Source organism: Acinetobacter sp. D009, assembly GCF_038562025.1.
Classification (GTDB): Bacteria; Pseudomonadota; Gammaproteobacteria; order Pseudomonadales; family Moraxellaceae; genus Acinetobacter; species Acinetobacter pittii.
On the sequence record NZ_CP151886.1, the window covers coordinates 2,169,254 to 2,184,430 of the forward strand.

15 protein-coding genes are annotated in these 15,177 nt (G+C 37.1%); 9 read left to right on the forward strand and 6 right to left on the reverse strand.

The window, feature by feature from the left end:
* Positions 1-246: 246 nt before the first annotated feature.
* The 3 genes from AAC388_RS10315 (at position 247) to AAC388_RS10325 (ending at position 2,462) form a co-directional block, all read left to right on the forward strand.
* Positions 247-819, forward strand: coding sequence for a TetR/AcrR family transcriptional regulator (locus tag AAC388_RS10315; RefSeq protein ID WP_005076373.1), 573 nt, complete (start codon positions 247-249; stop codon positions 817-819).
* 186 nt (positions 820-1,005) lie between these two features.
* Positions 1,006-1,551: a 1-acyl-sn-glycerol-3-phosphate acyltransferase gene (locus AAC388_RS10320; RefSeq protein ID WP_002114566.1), complete on the forward strand. Its 546-nt coding sequence runs from the start codon at positions 1,006-1,008 to the stop codon at positions 1,549-1,551.
* Between the two features lie 161 nt (positions 1,552-1,712).
* Positions 1,713-2,462 carry a YebC/PmpR family DNA-binding transcriptional regulator gene (locus AAC388_RS10325; RefSeq protein WP_002114471.1) on the forward strand — a complete coding sequence of 250 codons (750 nt, stop codon included), beginning with the start codon at positions 1,713-1,715 and terminating at the stop codon, positions 2,460-2,462.
* A 45-nt stretch (positions 2,463-2,507) separates the two neighbouring features.
* Here AAC388_RS10325 and AAC388_RS10330 read toward each other — a convergent pair whose 3' ends face one another.
* The gene (locus AAC388_RS10330; RefSeq protein ID WP_002050132.1) at positions 2,508-2,978 is read right to left on the reverse strand and encodes an Lrp/AsnC family transcriptional regulator; all 471 of its coding nucleotides are present in this window, start codon (positions 2,976-2,978) and stop codon (positions 2,508-2,510) included.
* A 345-nt stretch (positions 2,979-3,323) separates the two neighbouring features.
* On the opposite strand from AAC388_RS10330, the gene AAC388_RS10335 reads away from it, so the two are divergent.
* Positions 3,324-4,637: a DcaP family trimeric outer membrane transporter gene (locus AAC388_RS10335; protein WP_342370550.1), complete on the forward strand. Its 1,314-nt coding sequence runs from the start codon at positions 3,324-3,326 to the stop codon at positions 4,635-4,637.
* Between the two features lie 51 nt (positions 4,638-4,688).
* Here the strand turns inward: AAC388_RS10335 and AAC388_RS10340 are convergent, their stop codons facing one another.
* The 5 genes from AAC388_RS10340 to AAC388_RS10360 all read right to left on the reverse strand — a co-directional run bounded on the left by AAC388_RS10340 (position 4,689) and on the right by AAC388_RS10360 (position 9,254).
* Positions 4,689-5,432 carry an amino acid ABC transporter ATP-binding protein gene (locus tag AAC388_RS10340; RefSeq protein WP_002114298.1) on the reverse strand — a complete coding sequence of 248 codons (744 nt, stop codon included), beginning with the start codon at positions 5,430-5,432 and terminating at the stop codon, positions 4,689-4,691.
* A 13-nt stretch (positions 5,433-5,445) separates the two neighbouring features.
* Positions 5,446-6,123, reverse strand: a complete 678-nt coding sequence (locus tag AAC388_RS10345; RefSeq protein ID WP_002114551.1) for an amino acid ABC transporter permease — start codon at positions 6,121-6,123, stop codon at positions 5,446-5,448.
* Positions 6,124-6,125: 2 nt separating this feature from the next.
* The gene (locus AAC388_RS10350; RefSeq protein WP_002114400.1) at positions 6,126-6,968 is read right to left on the reverse strand and encodes an amino acid ABC transporter permease; all 843 of its coding nucleotides are present in this window, start codon (positions 6,966-6,968) and stop codon (positions 6,126-6,128) included.
* 94 nt (positions 6,969-7,062) lie between these two features.
* On the reverse strand, positions 7,063-7,956 hold the full coding sequence (locus AAC388_RS10355; protein WP_002114541.1) for an amino acid ABC transporter substrate-binding protein: 894 nt from the start codon (positions 7,954-7,956) through the stop codon (positions 7,063-7,065).
* 533 nt (positions 7,957-8,489) lie between these two features.
* A complete protein-coding gene (locus AAC388_RS10360; protein ID WP_005076380.1) occupies positions 8,490-9,254 on the reverse strand; it encodes a glutathione S-transferase family protein in 765 nt (254 codons plus the stop codon).
* 345 nt (positions 9,255-9,599) lie between these two features.
* Here AAC388_RS10360 and AAC388_RS10365 point away from each other — a divergent pair, with 345 nt between their 5' ends.
* From AAC388_RS10365 to AAC388_RS10385, 5 genes are read left to right on the forward strand one after another with little or no spacing between them, the layout of a single operon-like run.
* The gene (locus AAC388_RS10365; RefSeq protein WP_342370551.1) at positions 9,600-10,835 is read left to right on the forward strand and encodes an SfnB family sulfur acquisition oxidoreductase; all 1,236 of its coding nucleotides are present in this window, start codon (positions 9,600-9,602) and stop codon (positions 10,833-10,835) included.
* 12 nt (positions 10,836-10,847) lie between these two features.
* Positions 10,848-12,071: an SfnB family sulfur acquisition oxidoreductase gene (locus AAC388_RS10370; RefSeq protein ID WP_342370552.1), complete on the forward strand. Its 1,224-nt coding sequence runs from the start codon at positions 10,848-10,850 to the stop codon at positions 12,069-12,071.
* A complete protein-coding gene (locus AAC388_RS10375; RefSeq protein ID WP_342370553.1) occupies positions 12,071-13,483 on the forward strand; it encodes an LLM class flavin-dependent oxidoreductase in 1,413 nt (470 codons plus the stop codon). Before AAC388_RS10370 ends, AAC388_RS10375 begins: the two co-directional genes overlap by 1 nt.
* A gap of 14 nt (positions 13,484-13,497) precedes the next feature.
* The gene (locus AAC388_RS10380) at positions 13,498-14,328 is read left to right on the forward strand and encodes a MetQ/NlpA family ABC transporter substrate-binding protein (RefSeq protein ID WP_342370554.1); all 831 of its coding nucleotides are present in this window, start codon (positions 13,498-13,500) and stop codon (positions 14,326-14,328) included.
* Between the two features lie 13 nt (positions 14,329-14,341).
* Complete coding sequence (locus AAC388_RS10385) at positions 14,342-15,175, forward strand: MetQ/NlpA family ABC transporter substrate-binding protein (RefSeq protein ID WP_342370555.1); 834 nt, start codon at positions 14,342-14,344, stop codon at positions 15,173-15,175.
* Positions 15,176-15,177: the final 2 nt, after the last annotated feature.

A 15,177-nucleotide genomic window follows, 5' to 3' on the forward strand; every position in this document is an offset into this window, starting at 1 on the left:
TCGATTTTTACATATTTTATTATAAAAACAATGACTTAAATTAATATTTAAATATGTTCCTTCATTGATTAATATTAGAATTAAAATCGTACGAAATCAAATAAAAAATTTAAAAAACTCCAATTAATGATAATCATTATCACAATCTCAACTTGAATCAAAATCAGTTTTTTATTATCATAATTTGTATTAAAAATTTAATATTTTAGATTAAGTTATAATTAGTTTTAACTATATGGAATAGTAATGTCAAAAAAAGAAGATATTATAAATACTGCTTTAAATTTATTTAATCAGATTGGGTACAATGCTACTGGTGTTGACCGTATTATTGCTGAATCAAATGTTGCAAAAATGACTTTTTATAAATATTTTCCGTCAAAGGAAAATTTAATTATGGAATGCTTGCAACATCGAAATATAAATATTCAAAACTCAATCAATGAACAATTGAGTTTACATCAAGATGCTAGTCCTCTTGAGCAAATTCATATTATTTTTAATTGGTATATTGAATGGATCAATAGCGAAACATTTAATGGCTGTTTATTTAAAAAGGCATTTATTGAAGTATCTAAACAATATACTTCAATTCGTGAACCATTTTATGAATATACAAAATGGTTGACTAATCTGTTACATGAAAAACTTACTCAGTTAGGTATAGAAAACCCAACTCCCCTTGTTCATATCATTATTTCTATTATTGATGGGATGATTATTGATGGAACGACAGATAAAAACCTTATTAACCCTGAAAAAATTTGGAAATATATTGAATATTTAATTAATGAAGAGATACCACAGCCAGTATCTTAATTTTAAAATTATCTAGGTTTATTACTTTCAGACGAAGTTTGAGAAAAATGAAAAAAGAACTTTTAAAGTATTTTAGAACTTAGATAATCCTTAACTTTTGTGCTCTACTTTAGCTTTCATAATTTTTCTAGGCTTTTTTACAAACTCATATTAGAATCCTGAAAATTTATCAATTTGCACTGATGTATGAAAAAATTTCTAGGTAACTCTATCTTTAAAGCCGTTGGTTGGACCTACAATGTAGACCCACAAATTCTTGAGAAAAAACAAGTTATTATTGGCTTTGAACATACCTCAAATCTAGATGCAGTGCTCTCGATTGCCCTCTTCCAAATGTTAGACATCAAAATTCATACTCTAATAAAGAAAGAACTTTTCAAAGGCCCCCTTAAGCCAATTTTAGAAAAATTGGGTGGCATTCCTGTTGATCGTAAAGCAAGTAAAGATATCGTTTCGCAAATGGTTGAACAATTTCAAACCCATGAAACTTTTAACTTAGTGATTGCTCCAGAAGCTACACGTGCTAAAGATGGCTCTGAACGTAAGCCTATCCGTACAGGTTTTTGGCATATTGCAAAAGCAGCCAATGTTCCTATTGTTTTAATGTATGCCAATGCTCGAAGTAAACAAGGTGGGATTTTAGGTAAAATTTACCCGACTGATTTACAAAAAGACTTGGAAACCATTAAAGAGCTGTACGCTCAATTTGGTATAGATGTAAAAATTAACTAAATCAAATTGGACTTGATTTGACCTAATCTCAATCATTAGGTCTTAAGCTTATTGTTCTTATTCAATTGGCTAACAAAACGCAGGGCAACAGTTTTCAACAAAACCAAGCCTATGCTAATATTCCAGCACTTTTGCATTTTCTTTTTTTGGAGTTCACGTCCATGGCGGGTCATTCTAAATGGGCCAATATTAAGCATCGTAAAGCTAAACAAGATGCAAGTCGCGGTAAGGTTTTTACTAAATATATTCGTGAAATTGTGACTGCTGCCAAACTTGGTGGTGGAGATCCTGCTAGCAACCCTCGTCTGCGTGCAGTAGTTGAAAAAGCTCTCTCAGTTAATATGACACGTGACACCATTAACCGTGCTATCCAACGTGGTGCTGGTGGTGAAGATAATGATGATCTAAAAGAAGTAACTTATGAAGGTTATGGTGTTGGCGGGGTTGCTGTTCTTGTTGAAACAATGACAGATAACTTAAACCGTACAGTACCAGACGTACGTCACTGTTTTAGTAAAACAAATGGTAACTTAGGAACTGCGGGTTCTGTATCTTATCTATTTACTAAACGTGGTGAGATTACTTTTGAAGATGTTTCTTTAGAAGATAAAATCATGGAAGTTGCTTTAGAAGCTGGCGCTGAAGATATTGAAGTTTCAGAAGATGAAATTTTGGTAATCACTTCACCTGAAACTTTCGGTGAAGTACAAGATGCCCTTACTGCTGCAGGTTTAAAATCTGATAACGCAGAAGTTGTGATGAGTCCATCTACAAAAGCTGAAATTACAGATGTTGACCAAGCAAAACAAATTCTTAAAATGATTGATATGTTTGAAGATCTTGACGATGTACAAAACGTTTATACTAACGTTGAATTCTCGGATGAGGTTTTGGCTCAACTTGATGCTTAAATCAAACATTTGAATCAAAGAAAACGCACCAAATGGTGCGTTTTTTTATAGTTTATTGAGCAAGTTATAGCAATTAAACACATTATATTCTTTAATGACAAAGCTAGAATGCAAAGCAACTACATTGTCGATTTTTCCAATACGTCTTAATAAAATTTCACTGTAGTCATCCATGTTGCGTGCTACAAGCTCTAAAATAAAATCAGCACTCTGCCCCGTTACCAAGAATGCATTAGTTACTTCTGGAATTGCTTCTATTTCAGACAGAAACTTATCAAATGTTTCACTATCATGTTTACTCAGTGAAACTTGCAATAAAATATGTAAAGTAAAACCAAGCTTACTAAAATTAATTTCCCTTTTGAGCTGTCCCATGATGTTGGCTTCAATCAGGTGCTTAATACGGCGATGTACAGAACTGACTGACAGATTGATCCGTTCTGAAAGTTCATTCAAATTTAAGTCTTCATGAGACAAAATTTCTAGAATTTGTTTATCAAAACGATCTAACTCCACTCTTATCTCCAGTCAGAATTTCACAGTGAAGACAGTATAACCCTATACCACTACCTCTGCATTGAAAATACAAAGGTTTATGGCCAACAAAACCATATTTCTTCTATAGAGCTTAAGTCTTTTATGCCTTTTAAACGTGCAAGTACTGTCATGTGCGGTTCATTTTAGAGAGTCAGCTTTATGCTTAAATCTGATTTATCGATGCAAAATTCTTATTCTCACTACCATTTGAGGCTAAAAAGGAAGTAATCATCAAAATTTGACTATTTTTCAAGTTTCTTAAAGTTGGCATCATTTTTGTTATGTATTTGCAGGAAAATTTTTATCCATGTCGGGGGAGTTCCTGTGAATAAGATCAAAACACTAGTGTTAGCAATGAGTTCTTTAGGTGCAATGAGCGTGACGATGCCTGTGCATGCCGCTACAGATGCTGAAGTTAACGCCTTACGTGATGAAGTAAAGGAGTTAAAACAACTCGTCCAGAAACTATCTGATCAACAAAAAACAGCTTTAACTGTCATTGCTCCAGCAACAATTCCCGCAGCATCTGCCACCCCTACACCCCCTGCATCAAAACCAGGTTGGATGGCTATGGCCGATGGGCAAACTCAAGTCAAGCTTTATGGTAGTGTTCGCGCAGATGCAACCTATGACTTTAAAGGTTCAAATGGCAGTATTTCAAATGGTGCCAATTATCCACTGAATAAAGATGATCCAAAACAAGACTCACTCAATGTATCTGCAGCAACTTCACGAATTGGCTTAGATATTACTCGTCCAACTCAATATGGAGATTTAACAGGTAAAATTGAAGCCGATTTCATGGGTGGCAATGGAGATAATGGCAATGGTACTTTCCGTGTTCGTCATGCCTATATGTCTTTAGGAAAATGGTTAGCTGGTCAAACGACCTCACCTTTTGTAAACACAGATACATCACCAGAAACAGTAGATTTTAATGGTGCTATTGGTACAGGTACTACACGTACAGTACAGGTTAGATACACCCAGCCAATTAATGCACAACAAAAAATATTAGTTGCCTTAGAAGGCGGTGATGTTGAAAAAGCTGGTAATGCTGCCGGTGGAAGCCGTTTTCCTGCTTTAACAGCACGATATGATTTCAAAACTACGGATAACAAAGGCCTATTACAGTTACATGGTCTTGCCCATGAAAACCGTGTAGCTCCAAAAGATAGCACTTCTGAAGAGAAATTTGGCTGGGGTGTTGGTGTTGGTGGTAAATATGATTTAACGCCTCAAGATAGCGTGGTTGCTAATTACTATCATGTTAAAGGCGATGGCCGTTATTTACTTTATAGCAATTCGGCTTATAACTATGACACAACAACACAAGATATTAATTTAGGAGAATTCGATAGCGCAGTAATTGGATATCAACGTAAATGGAGCCCTATTCTGCGTTCTACTTTTGCTGTAGGTGGTATTCAATATAAAGATGATAATGTCTATGCAAATAGCAATTTAACCAATACCAGCTATAACAAAGAAATTTATAACGCTTTAATCAATTTAATCTGGAACCCAGTTAAAAATATTGATTTAGGAGCAGAATATACTTACGGTCAACGTGAAACTTTTGCAGGTGACAAGGGTGATTATTCACGTATCAACCTGCTAGCAAAATATAGTTTCTAAAAATTAGATATAAAAAAAGAGCCTTTAATGGCTCTTTTTTTATTAGGGTTATTAGTGCATCGCCTGAATTTTTTCTAAGAAAAGTTTAGCACGCTCATGACGAGCTTCTAAATTATCAAAGAACTCATGGGTTGGGCAATCTTCTAAAATTTTACCTTCATCCATAAAAATTAAACGGTTAGATACTCTTTTAGCAAAGCCCATTTCATGCGTAACACACATCATGGTCATGCCTTCATGTGCGAGCTGTACCATAACTTCAAGAACCTCACCGACCATTTCAGGATCAAGTGCAGAAGTTGGTTCATCAAACAACATACAGATTGGGTCCATAGACAAGCCACGTGCAATCGCTACACGTTGCTGCTGACCACCCGACAACTGCCCCGGAAATTTATCTTTATGAGCAAGTAAGCCTACACGCTCTAAATATTTCAAACCTTTTGCACGAGCATCTGCAACTGAACGCTTTAACACTTTAACTTGAGCAATTGTCAAATTTTCCAAAACAGTCATGTGCGGAAAAAGTTCAAAGTGTTGAAAGACCATCCCCACTCGTGAACGGAATTTAGCAAGATCTGTTTTTGGATCTTTAAGCGAAATTCCATCAACAATAATGTCACCTTGTTGAAATGGTTCCAAAGCATTTACTGTTTTGATGAGTGTTGATTTTCCTGAACCAGATGGTCCGCAAACAACAACGACATCACCTTTTTCAATACTCGTCGTGCAATCTGTTAAAACCTGAAAATCACCATACCATTTAGAGATATGTTGGATGTCTATCATTGGCATTTAAAATCTCCAATTAGCGAATGATGGCAATTTTTTGCTGTAAGCGTTTGACTAAATGCGACAGCACAAACGAGCTACAGAAATACACTACAGCGACGATTAAATAGAATGTTGCTTTTGTTTCAGGTCCATAAGTATTAGCCAATGTATCTGCACGGCCTAAAAAGTCTGGTGCACTAATCACATAAACTAAAGAGATGTCCTGAAATAGAATGATTGTTTGAGTTAACAATACTGGGAGCATATTACGGAAGGCTTGAGGTAATACCACGTAGCGCATTGATTGACCGTAGGTAAAACCTAGCGCATAGCCTGCATGTACCTGACCTTTTGAAATAGACTGAATTCCAGAACGTACAATTTCCGAGAAAAAAGCTGCTTCAAAAATGGCAAAAGTTACAACACTCGAAAACAACGGTCCCCAATAAGTATCAGATTGAAACTCAAATACTTTCGGCAACAAAAAATAGAAGATAAAGATCACCTGAATCAGTGGAATACCACGAAACAGATCAACATAAAATTTTGCAAAATTACTTGCGATGGCATTACTAGATAAACGCATCATTGCCAATGGGGTTCCAATTAGGATACCGCCCATCATTGCTAATACCGTTACGGTAAGCGTAAAAATGAAACCTTCTTTGAGTGCCGCGATCACATCAGGGTTTTGTAATAAAGAAAAATCCATGATTACTTCCCTCCTGAACCTAAGCCAGGTACAGCCATTCGTTTCTCAATCCATGCCATCACAAACTTAATGCTATAAGTGATAATCAAATAAACAGGTGTAGAGAGAATAAGAATGATAATGTCCTGAGAAGTTTCTTCACGCATGGTTTTCGTGTAAGCAAAGAAGTTCAACACACTCAACGCATATAAAACAGCTGAGTTTTTAAAAACGTTCATTGCTTCAGATGTAATCGTTGGCCATACGGTACGATATGCAACCGGTAAAATGACATAACGATAGCTTTGTGCAGTAGTAAAACCCATAGCGGAAGCTGCGAACTTCTGTCCACGAGAAACGGTATTAATTCCGGCACGTATGTGCTCAGATACACGGGCAGCCGTGTAGAGACCTAATGCAAAAACACCAATAACCGCAGGTTGCTGATTTAAAATATTTTTCCACCAACCGCCAGCAACTACATCCCCACTACCTGCACTTAAGCTGTCCGGTAAAAACTCGGGAAAAACAAAAGCCCAGAAGAATAGTTGCACAATAAGTGGAATATTACGGAAAATTTCAACGTAACAATTGCCGATAAATGCGAGAGGTTTGTTGGGTAATGTACGAATTACCCCTAGGAGAGAACCTAATAAAAATGCGATAAGAAAGGCTATAATAGCTGTCCAAACCATAGTGAACACGCCTGAACCTAACATTTGTAACCATGTGGGTGCCTCAGCATAAGCATTGTAGCTTGAGCTACCAATAGCTTTACAAACTGATTCTGCCCATGCGGCTTTATCGACACCATATTCATTAGACTCCGCACAGAATATAGTCCAGTTTAGCGAGCCGACTGACATGTTTGCCCCTTAAATTAATATCTTTAGAAAATAGACCACTTGTGCAAATGAATCTTTACACTTACACAAGTAAATTTAGGACAAAAAGATCCAGTTAGATTCCTGCATCTGTTGGGTTAGCTTTTAATTTCTTATAAGATGAACTTTGTTGCATGTTCAAATTCGTGTTTTTTGGTGGAATTGGAGATAAGAACCACTTCTTATATAAAGCGTCCATTTTACCAGTTTTCCACAAGTTATTTACAGTACGGTCTGCAACCGCTTTAAATTTTGGATCATCTTTAGCAAGCATAATTCCATAAGGTTCAGATGAAAGTACCGGACCTACAATTGCGAAAGCTTTAGGTGTAGAAGACTTCGCAATCAAGCCTGCTAAAATATTATCATCCATTACAAAGGCAGCAGCACGGCCAGATGCCATCATGGCAAAAGAGTCAGCATGATCTTTACCATAAATATTTTGAACATTAACTGCCTGACCTTTTTCATTCATCTTGATGTATTTGTCAGATGTAGTTCCTTGAGTAGTAACAACTGCTTTACCATTTAAGTCCGCCAAACTCTTAATGCCAGAGTTTGCTTTAACAGCCATGCGCACTTCTGTTGCATAGTAGTTAGTTGAGAAACCAACTTGTTGCTGACGTTGTTTAGAGTTTGTAGTGGTACCACATTCCATATCGATATTGCCTGCCAAAAGCTCAGGAATACGTGTTGATGAAGTTACTGCCTTGTACTCAACTTTTAAGCTAGGCATTTTCAATTCTTTTTTAATGTCATTTGCAAACTGGTTACAGATATCGACTGCATAACCTACTGGTTTACCTGCAACAACATATGAAATTGGATCTGAGGATTCTCGATGACCAATTACGATTTTTCCGGTACTTTTAATTTTAGCTAATGTATCTGCTGCTTGAATTTGAGAAGTAGCGCCAACCGTACAAAGCATAACTGTTGAAATAATGAGAGAGGTTGCAGAACGTTTCATAAGAACTCCTTGATGATCATTCTCTCTATTTATCTATAGAATCATTCATATAGAGCAATAGAGTGATTTTTTATTAAATTGCAATTATCGAGCCAACTTTTCCAAGTCGGACCCATCCATTTGCTTCACTTATTCTATTCAATCTGTTTTGCAGAATTAATACCTTTAAAACTGCTCACATGTTTCTACTTTAATCTATGTTTTAATCTTCTGTCTATTATTAAGCTCATCTATTTACACTTAAATGTGGCAATTATTGATTACATTGTAAACACATGCACAATAAAGTGGCTTAACTTTGACTAAAAATAGTATTTAGAAAAATTGTATTTTCCAAAAAATCATAAAAATTAAAGTTATTAGTCATTTAGATAAAATGGAATTTATATTGTAAAAAGTAATTTTGGCATCAAAATAATATAAACAAATGGCTTAATAAAAATCATTTAGAAAATTGATAGTAATATCTACATTAATAAAATAACTAGCAAAGATAAAAATAAGCCCCGATTTTCTCAGGGCATTTTATAATTTTAAATTCCGCGCCAATCTACTCGCGCATTACGCTCAGTTTGATATATTCTTAAAACATACTGACCTAGAGGTAAATCGAGTAAATTTTGCTGATAGTTATTCCATTCTTCCGAAACACCTTCAGCTTCTTCCCGCTCCCATGGCGTGCCCTTTATTTCTAATAAAGGAGCAAGCATAGAACATACAGAAATATCAGCAAGACTTAAGCGATCACCTACCATATAACGTGCCTGATTTTCGATTAAGCAGTTATTTAGTTCATTTATGAGTTCATCCATACGTTCTTTTGACTGGTTGACTAGCTCTTCTTCAAGTTTATAGTTCTTCTTTACCAGTGTTTTGAGGAATGGCTTCGATATTTTTTCAAACTGACGTAAATAGCCTTGTTCACCCATCATAATTTCTAAAGCATGGTCTCCATGCGCCAACGTGTGAGCTAGAGCCCAACGACGGACATGAATACCCAGCTCATCAGCCAAGCTATCTATTTTTAATGTTTGCTGTCTTAATTGTTCATCACGACGTAACAGTGAATGCTCCGGATAAGTATCATCCAGATAAAGTGCAATTTTAGTCGATTCAGCGATCCATTGATGATCATCTTTCAAAATAGGCAGTAAATTTTGGCCTGTTTTGAGTTGTGCAAAAGCACGATGAAAGCCTGGAATTAAGTTATGAGCCACATAATCAAGTTCTTTATGGTCTAACAACCAGCGAGCTTTTTCACAATAATGGGACAAAGGAAACTGATACAAAACCCGCATAAAATCTCCACGTTTATTTTTATTTGACTATTTGTACAAAAATGGTCGTCGGTAAGTAGATACTTTAGAAGCTATTTTTAGTTAAAACAATGTATATTGTGCTCATTTTTCACTGACACTTAAGTCTATTTTTTTTATATCTTTTTTTACCGTACTTATTGCTCTTTTTCATATTAAAACTAATTTTATTATCAATTTTTCACATAAAAACAATAATTCATTGATTTATAAATACTTTTAATATCTCTATTTCTACATTAAAAATCAAAAAAAATGCTTTGCACTTTATTTCATAAGCTGAGCATAAGTCCTCGTTTAGTGGAAAAATATTTCTTTTGTAAGGTAATGACAGCAATACAAGGTGTCATTATGTCTAATTCTCTATCTAAAACGACGGCATACGTCCAAATCATTCAAAATGATCAACAAGCGATTAATGCTGCTTATCAAGTGGCTGATTATGCTTTAGAGGGTCGTAATGCACGTGATCAACAACGCTTATTACCGCATGAGCAAATCGAAAGCTTTAGCCAAAAAGGCTTAGGCGGTATTCGCATTGCGAAAAAATATGGCGGCGCTTTTATTTCCAATAAAACTTTGGCTCAAGTTTTCCGTATTTTGAGTAAAGGTGATGCGAATGTTGGTCAGATTCCTCAAAATCAGATTAGCCTGTTAAACCTGATCGAAATCATGGGCACAGAACAACAAAAACAATTTATCTTTTCAGAAATATTAGCAGGTAAACGTCTTGCCAACGGTGGGCCAGAACGTAATACCCATGATTCAAAAACCTTAAAAACCACTCTTACTGTTGAGAACGGCAAATATATTTTAAACGGCGAAAAGTTTTATTCTACAGGTACGAGCTTTGCGCATTGGCTCGCGATTAAAGCAATTCATCCTGAAGGTCATGTGGTTTTAGTCATTGTTAACCGAGATGCTCAAGGCATTGAAGTCATTAATGACTGGAATGGGTTTGGTCAACGTACTACAGCGAGCGGTACAGTTAAATTAAATCAAGTTGAAGTTAAACCTGAACTTATTTTTGATGAGCGATTATTGACCCAAACCCCAACCTATCGGGGTGCCTATTCGCAGTTATTACAAGTAGCAATTGATGTAGGTATTGCTGAAGCTGCTTTTGAAGATACTTTATCAACCATACACAAAGCACGTCCAATTATTGATGCAAATGTTGAAAAAGCTAGCTTTGAACATTACACCCTGCAAGAGGTAGGTAAGTTAAATATTTTGCTCGATGCTGCAATTTTACTGCTTGATGAAGCTGCTGAATATTTAGATGAACTTGACCAACTTGAAACTGTGACTGATGAACAGGTAGCAAAAGCTTCGATCCTGGTTGCCGAAGCGAAAGTCTATGCCAATGATGCTGCCCTACAAATTTCTGAAAAACTACTAGAGCTGGGCGGTAGCCGTTCAAGCTTAAGCCAACATAATTTAGATCAACATTGGCGAAATGCCCGTGTACATACCTTACACGACCCTGTTCGCTGGAAATTACATGCCATTGGCAATTATTACCTTAATGGTCATTTCCCTGCCCGCCATGCTTGGATTTAAGGAGAAATTGTCATGACTTCATATCAATCGGTTCAAACCAAACAAACATCGGCATCTGGTCAAGCACATATTATTCAAAATGATGCTGAAGCATTAGAAGTTGCCAAAGAGTTTGCTGAGCAATTTAAAAAAACCGCAGTTGAGCGAGACGCTCAACGAATTTTACCGTATACCGAAATCGATGCTTTGAGCCAATCTGGTCTTTGGGCAATTACAGTGCCAAAGCAATATGGCGGTGCCGAAGTTTCAAGCCATACAGTTGCTAAAGTGATTGCGATTTTAAGCGGTGCCGATGGTTCAATCGGACAAATTCCACAAAACCATTTTTATGCTTTAGAAATATTGCGTAATACAGGCACAGAAGCTCAAAAGCAACGCTTATATAGCGAAGTATTAAATGGCACTCGCTTTGGTAATGCACTTGCCGAGTTTAAAACTAAAACTTCAACCCATAAACAAACCAATATCCGTCCTCACGAAAATGGATATCTCATTCAGGGTGAAAAGTTTTACTGCACAGGAAGTTTATTTGCTCACCGTATTCCAACCTTAGTTTTAGACGATGCGGGTCGAGAGTATCTAGCCTTTGTAAAAAGTGGTTCACAAGGATTAAAACTTGTTGATGACTGGTCTGGCTTTGGACAGAAAACGACAAGCAGCGGCACGGTCAAGTTTGATCAGGTTTTTGTCGATGCAGATGATGTTATTCCTTTTGATACTGCATTTTTGCAACCAACCTTAGTGGGTCCTTTTGCCCAAATTATGCATGCATCGATTGAAGTAGGCATTGCACGTGCAGCCTTTGAAGAAAGTTTGCAAAGAGTACATCAAGCTCGACCATGGATTGATTCAAATGTAGAAACAGCCAATCAAGATCCTTTAACGATTTATGAGCTAGGACGCATTGCTGTCGATGTACGGGCAAGCGAAGTGTTATTAAAACAAGCTGCGCAATCAATCGATGCCGCAAAAATTGAGACCACACCTGAAAGTATTGCTAAAGCTTCAATTGATGTGGCTAAAGTGCGTGCTCATAGTACAGATATCGCCCTAAAAGCATCGTCTAAGCTGATTGAACTTGCTGGTAGCCGTGGTAGTCAGTCTCAAGATGGCCTAGATCGTTTCTGGCGTAATGCGCGAGTACATACCTTACATGATGCCGCAAGATGGAAATATTACTTTATTGGGAACTACGTTCTTAACGGTGTGCTTCCACCTCGTCGGGGGACATTGTAATGGCAGATTTCAAAGCGAAAGAGATTTTACTAAATGCTTTTGATATGAACTGTGTTGGACATATCAATCATGGCTTATGGACACATCCACGTGATGAATCACACCGCTTTAATGAACTGAGCTATTGGACAGAACAAGCAAAAACTCTAGAAAGTGGTTTATTTGATGGTTTGTTTATTGCAGACATTACAGGTGTCTATGACGTCTATCAAAACGGTATTGATCTGACTTTAAAAGAGTCCATTCAGCTTCCGAGCCATGACCCATCTACACTCATTTCAGCTATGGCAGCAGTCACTCAAAACTTAAGTTTTGGAGTCACTGTGAACTTAAGCTATGAGCATCCTTATCAATTTGCCCGCCGCTTTGCGAGTCTCGACCATTTAACTCAAGGTCGTATTGGCTGGAATATCGTGACAGGTTATCTAGATAGTGCGGAACGCTTAATTGGTCAAAAAGGTTTAAAAGACCACGATGCTCGCTATGAACAAGCCGAAGAATTTTTAGAGCTTTGCTATAAATATTGGGAAGGTTCATGGGAAAACGACGCAGTTAAAAAAGATAAAGTACAGCGTGTTTTTACAGATCCATCTAAAGTTCACACCATTCACCACCACGGAAAATATTACCAAAGTGAAGGTGTTTTTCAGGTGTCTCCTTCTGTGCAACGCACCCCAACACTCTTTCAAGCAGGTGCTTCACCCAAAGGTATGCAGTTTGCGACTCGTCATGCTGAATGTGTATTTATTGGAGGCGACAAACCTGAAAAAATACGCGAACAAGTGAAAAAGATTCGTGCTCTTGCAGAACAGCAAGGCCGTTCAGCGGATGACATTAAAGTCTTCGTTGGCATCACCGTTGTTGTTGCCGAAACACATGATCTGGCTGTACAAAAACTTAATGAATATCGTCAGTATGCGAGCCCTGAAGCAGGCTTAGCGCATTATGCGAGTTCAACTGGCATCGACTTAAGTAAATTTGCCGACGATGAAGCGATTCCTTACCAAAAAAGTAACAGTATTGTTTCGATTACCGAAAAATTTAAAGAACAGCAAATCACGAAAAATGACTTAAAAGCTCAGCATGTTTTCGGTGGCCGTTATCCCCTCATTGTGGGCAGTGGCGAAGAAGTTGCTGAATATTTAATTCATCTTTTAGATGAGACTGATATTGATGGCTTTAATTTGACACGTACTGTTGCACCTGAGTCTCACCACGACTTTATTCGCTTGGTCATTCCTGAGCTACAACAACGTGGTCGCTATAAAACTGCATATAAAGCGGGTTCACTACGGAACAAAATTTTTAATCGGGGTGATCAATTACCAAAACAACACCCTGTTCAAGCGTTCCGATGTAGTCCCTATAACAACAGCAAAAACCTAACAACAATTGAAGAAATAACCGCTTAAATTTGGAGATAGACATGGCTCAAACAGCCTCAAAAAATTGGCTAGGCGTAGGCTTAGTCGTTGTAGTCCTTATTGTTGCTTTATTCTTTTGGAATAAACATCGCCAAAGTGGCTCAAATGAACTTGTGATTGGTATTAGCCCACCATTTGCAAAAACTTTACAAGCTGCTGCCGATGAAGCAAAGAAACAGGGTTTAAATGTAAAACTGGTCGAATTTTCTGACTGGAATACACCAAACATTACTTTAAATCACGGGGATATTGATGCGAACTTTTTCCAGCACCAACCTTTCTTAGACAATGCAATTAAAGAAACAGGCTTTAAATTAAAGGCATTTGCAGTGGGTGCAGCATCACATGTGGGACTTTATTCAAAGAAATATAAAAGCCTTGATGAATTGCCACAAAACGCACGTGTAGTCATTCCAAATGATCCAGTCAATCAAGGTCGTGCCCTGCTACTTTTACAGCAAGCTAAATTAATAACGCTTAAAGATTTAAATAATCATTTATCTGCACTAAAAGATGTAGTTTCAAACCCTAAAAATTTGCAATTCGTAGAGGTTGAAGGGCCACAGACTGCTCGTGCAATTGATGATGTTGACTTGGCTTTTGGCTATCCACATTACCTACGCTTAGCAAAAACAGCTGACCCTGAAAGTGCACTTTTACTTGATGACAATACCAATAAACGTTATGCAATTTTGTTTGTAGTGCGTGATGACTATCAAGATAAGGGCGACAAATTAAAGAAATTTGTTGAGATCTATCAAAACTCGCCAAAAGTTAAAGCTGTGTTAGATGCTGAGATTGGGCCAACACTTTGGTTCCCTGGTTGGAAGTAATAACGGAAAAATTATGGCGATTCAGTTTAAACAACATAAGCCTTGGTTACTCGGAATTACGATTTTAATCGTAGTTCTTGGCCTCGTCGGTTACCGTTATATTAAAAATAAACAAGCCAATGATGTTTTAACGATTGGCATTAGCCCACCTTATGCTGAGCTATTACAAAGCGTAGCCAATGAAGTAGAAAAGCAAGGCGTTCATGTCAAACTCGTTGAATTTTCTGATTGGCGAGCACCAAATGTTGCCGTACAAAACGGCGATATTGATGCGAACTTTTTCCAGCAAAGCGTATTTCTACGTAATGCTGTTAAAGAAACGGGCTATGACCTACATGCATTTGGTGTGGGTTCAGGAAGTCATGTCGGTTTATATTCAAAAAAATATAAATCACTTGAAGAATTACCTTCAAAAGCACGTGTAGCTATTCCAAACGATCCGGTCAATTTAGCCCGTGCTTTAATTTTATTGCACCGTGCAGGTTTAATTCAGCTTAAAGACGTTAATAATGAACTTTCAACCACTCAAGACATTATTGCTAATCCCAAACAGCTAAGCTTTGTTCAGGTTGAAGGCCCTCAAACAGCACATGCATATAACGATGTCGATTTAATTTTCGGCTTCCCTCACTACTTAAAAATGGCAAAGGTAACCGATCCACATAGCGCATTATTTTTAGATCCAATCGATAAAAAATATGCAATTTTGTTTGTGACCCGTCGCGATTACCAAGATAAAAACCAAAAACTTGCAACCTTTGTTAAAGCATTCCAGAACTCAAAACAAGCACAAGACATTCTGGATAAAGACTTTGGCCAAGGTATGTGGTTTCAAGGCTGGAAATAAGG

Bases quoted from the DNA above. Each gene is read 5' to 3' on its own strand.
- AAC388_RS10360 (WP_005076380.1), bottom strand. From the start codon at position 9,254: ATGCGGGTTTTGTATCAGTTTCCTTTGTCCCATTATTGTGAAAAAGCT.
- AAC388_RS10345 (WP_002114551.1), bottom strand. From the start codon at position 6,123: ATGGATTTTTCTTTATTACAAAACCCTGATGTGATCGCGGCACTCAAA.
- AAC388_RS10355 (WP_002114541.1), bottom strand. From the start codon at position 7,956: ATGAAACGTTCTGCAACCTCTCTCATTATTTCAACAGTTATGCTTTGT.
- AAC388_RS10350 (WP_002114400.1), bottom strand. From the start codon at position 6,968: ATGTCAGTCGGCTCGCTAAACTGGACTATATTCTGTGCGGAGTCTAAT.
- AAC388_RS10315 (WP_005076373.1), top strand. From the start codon at position 247: ATGTCAAAAAAAGAAGATATTATAAATACTGCTTTAAATTTATTTAAT.
- AAC388_RS10370 (WP_342370552.1), top strand. From the start codon at position 10,848: ATGACTTCATATCAATCGGTTCAAACCAAACAAACATCGGCATCTGGT.
- AAC388_RS10375 (WP_342370553.1), top strand. From the start codon at position 12,071: ATGGCAGATTTCAAAGCGAAAGAGATTTTACTAAATGCTTTTGATATG.
- AAC388_RS10340 (WP_002114298.1), bottom strand. From the start codon at position 5,432: ATGCCAATGATAGACATCCAACATATCTCTAAATGGTATGGTGATTTT.
- AAC388_RS10385 (WP_342370555.1), top strand. From the start codon at position 14,342: ATGGCGATTCAGTTTAAACAACATAAGCCTTGGTTACTCGGAATTACG.
- AAC388_RS10365 (WP_342370551.1), top strand. From the start codon at position 9,600: ATGACAGCAATACAAGGTGTCATTATGTCTAATTCTCTATCTAAAACG.
- AAC388_RS10325 (WP_002114471.1), top strand. From the start codon at position 1,713: ATGGCGGGTCATTCTAAATGGGCCAATATTAAGCATCGTAAAGCTAAA.
- AAC388_RS10380 (WP_342370554.1), top strand. From the start codon at position 13,498: ATGGCTCAAACAGCCTCAAAAAATTGGCTAGGCGTAGGCTTAGTCGTT.
- AAC388_RS10320 (WP_002114566.1), top strand. From the start codon at position 1,006: ATGAAAAAATTTCTAGGTAACTCTATCTTTAAAGCCGTTGGTTGGACC.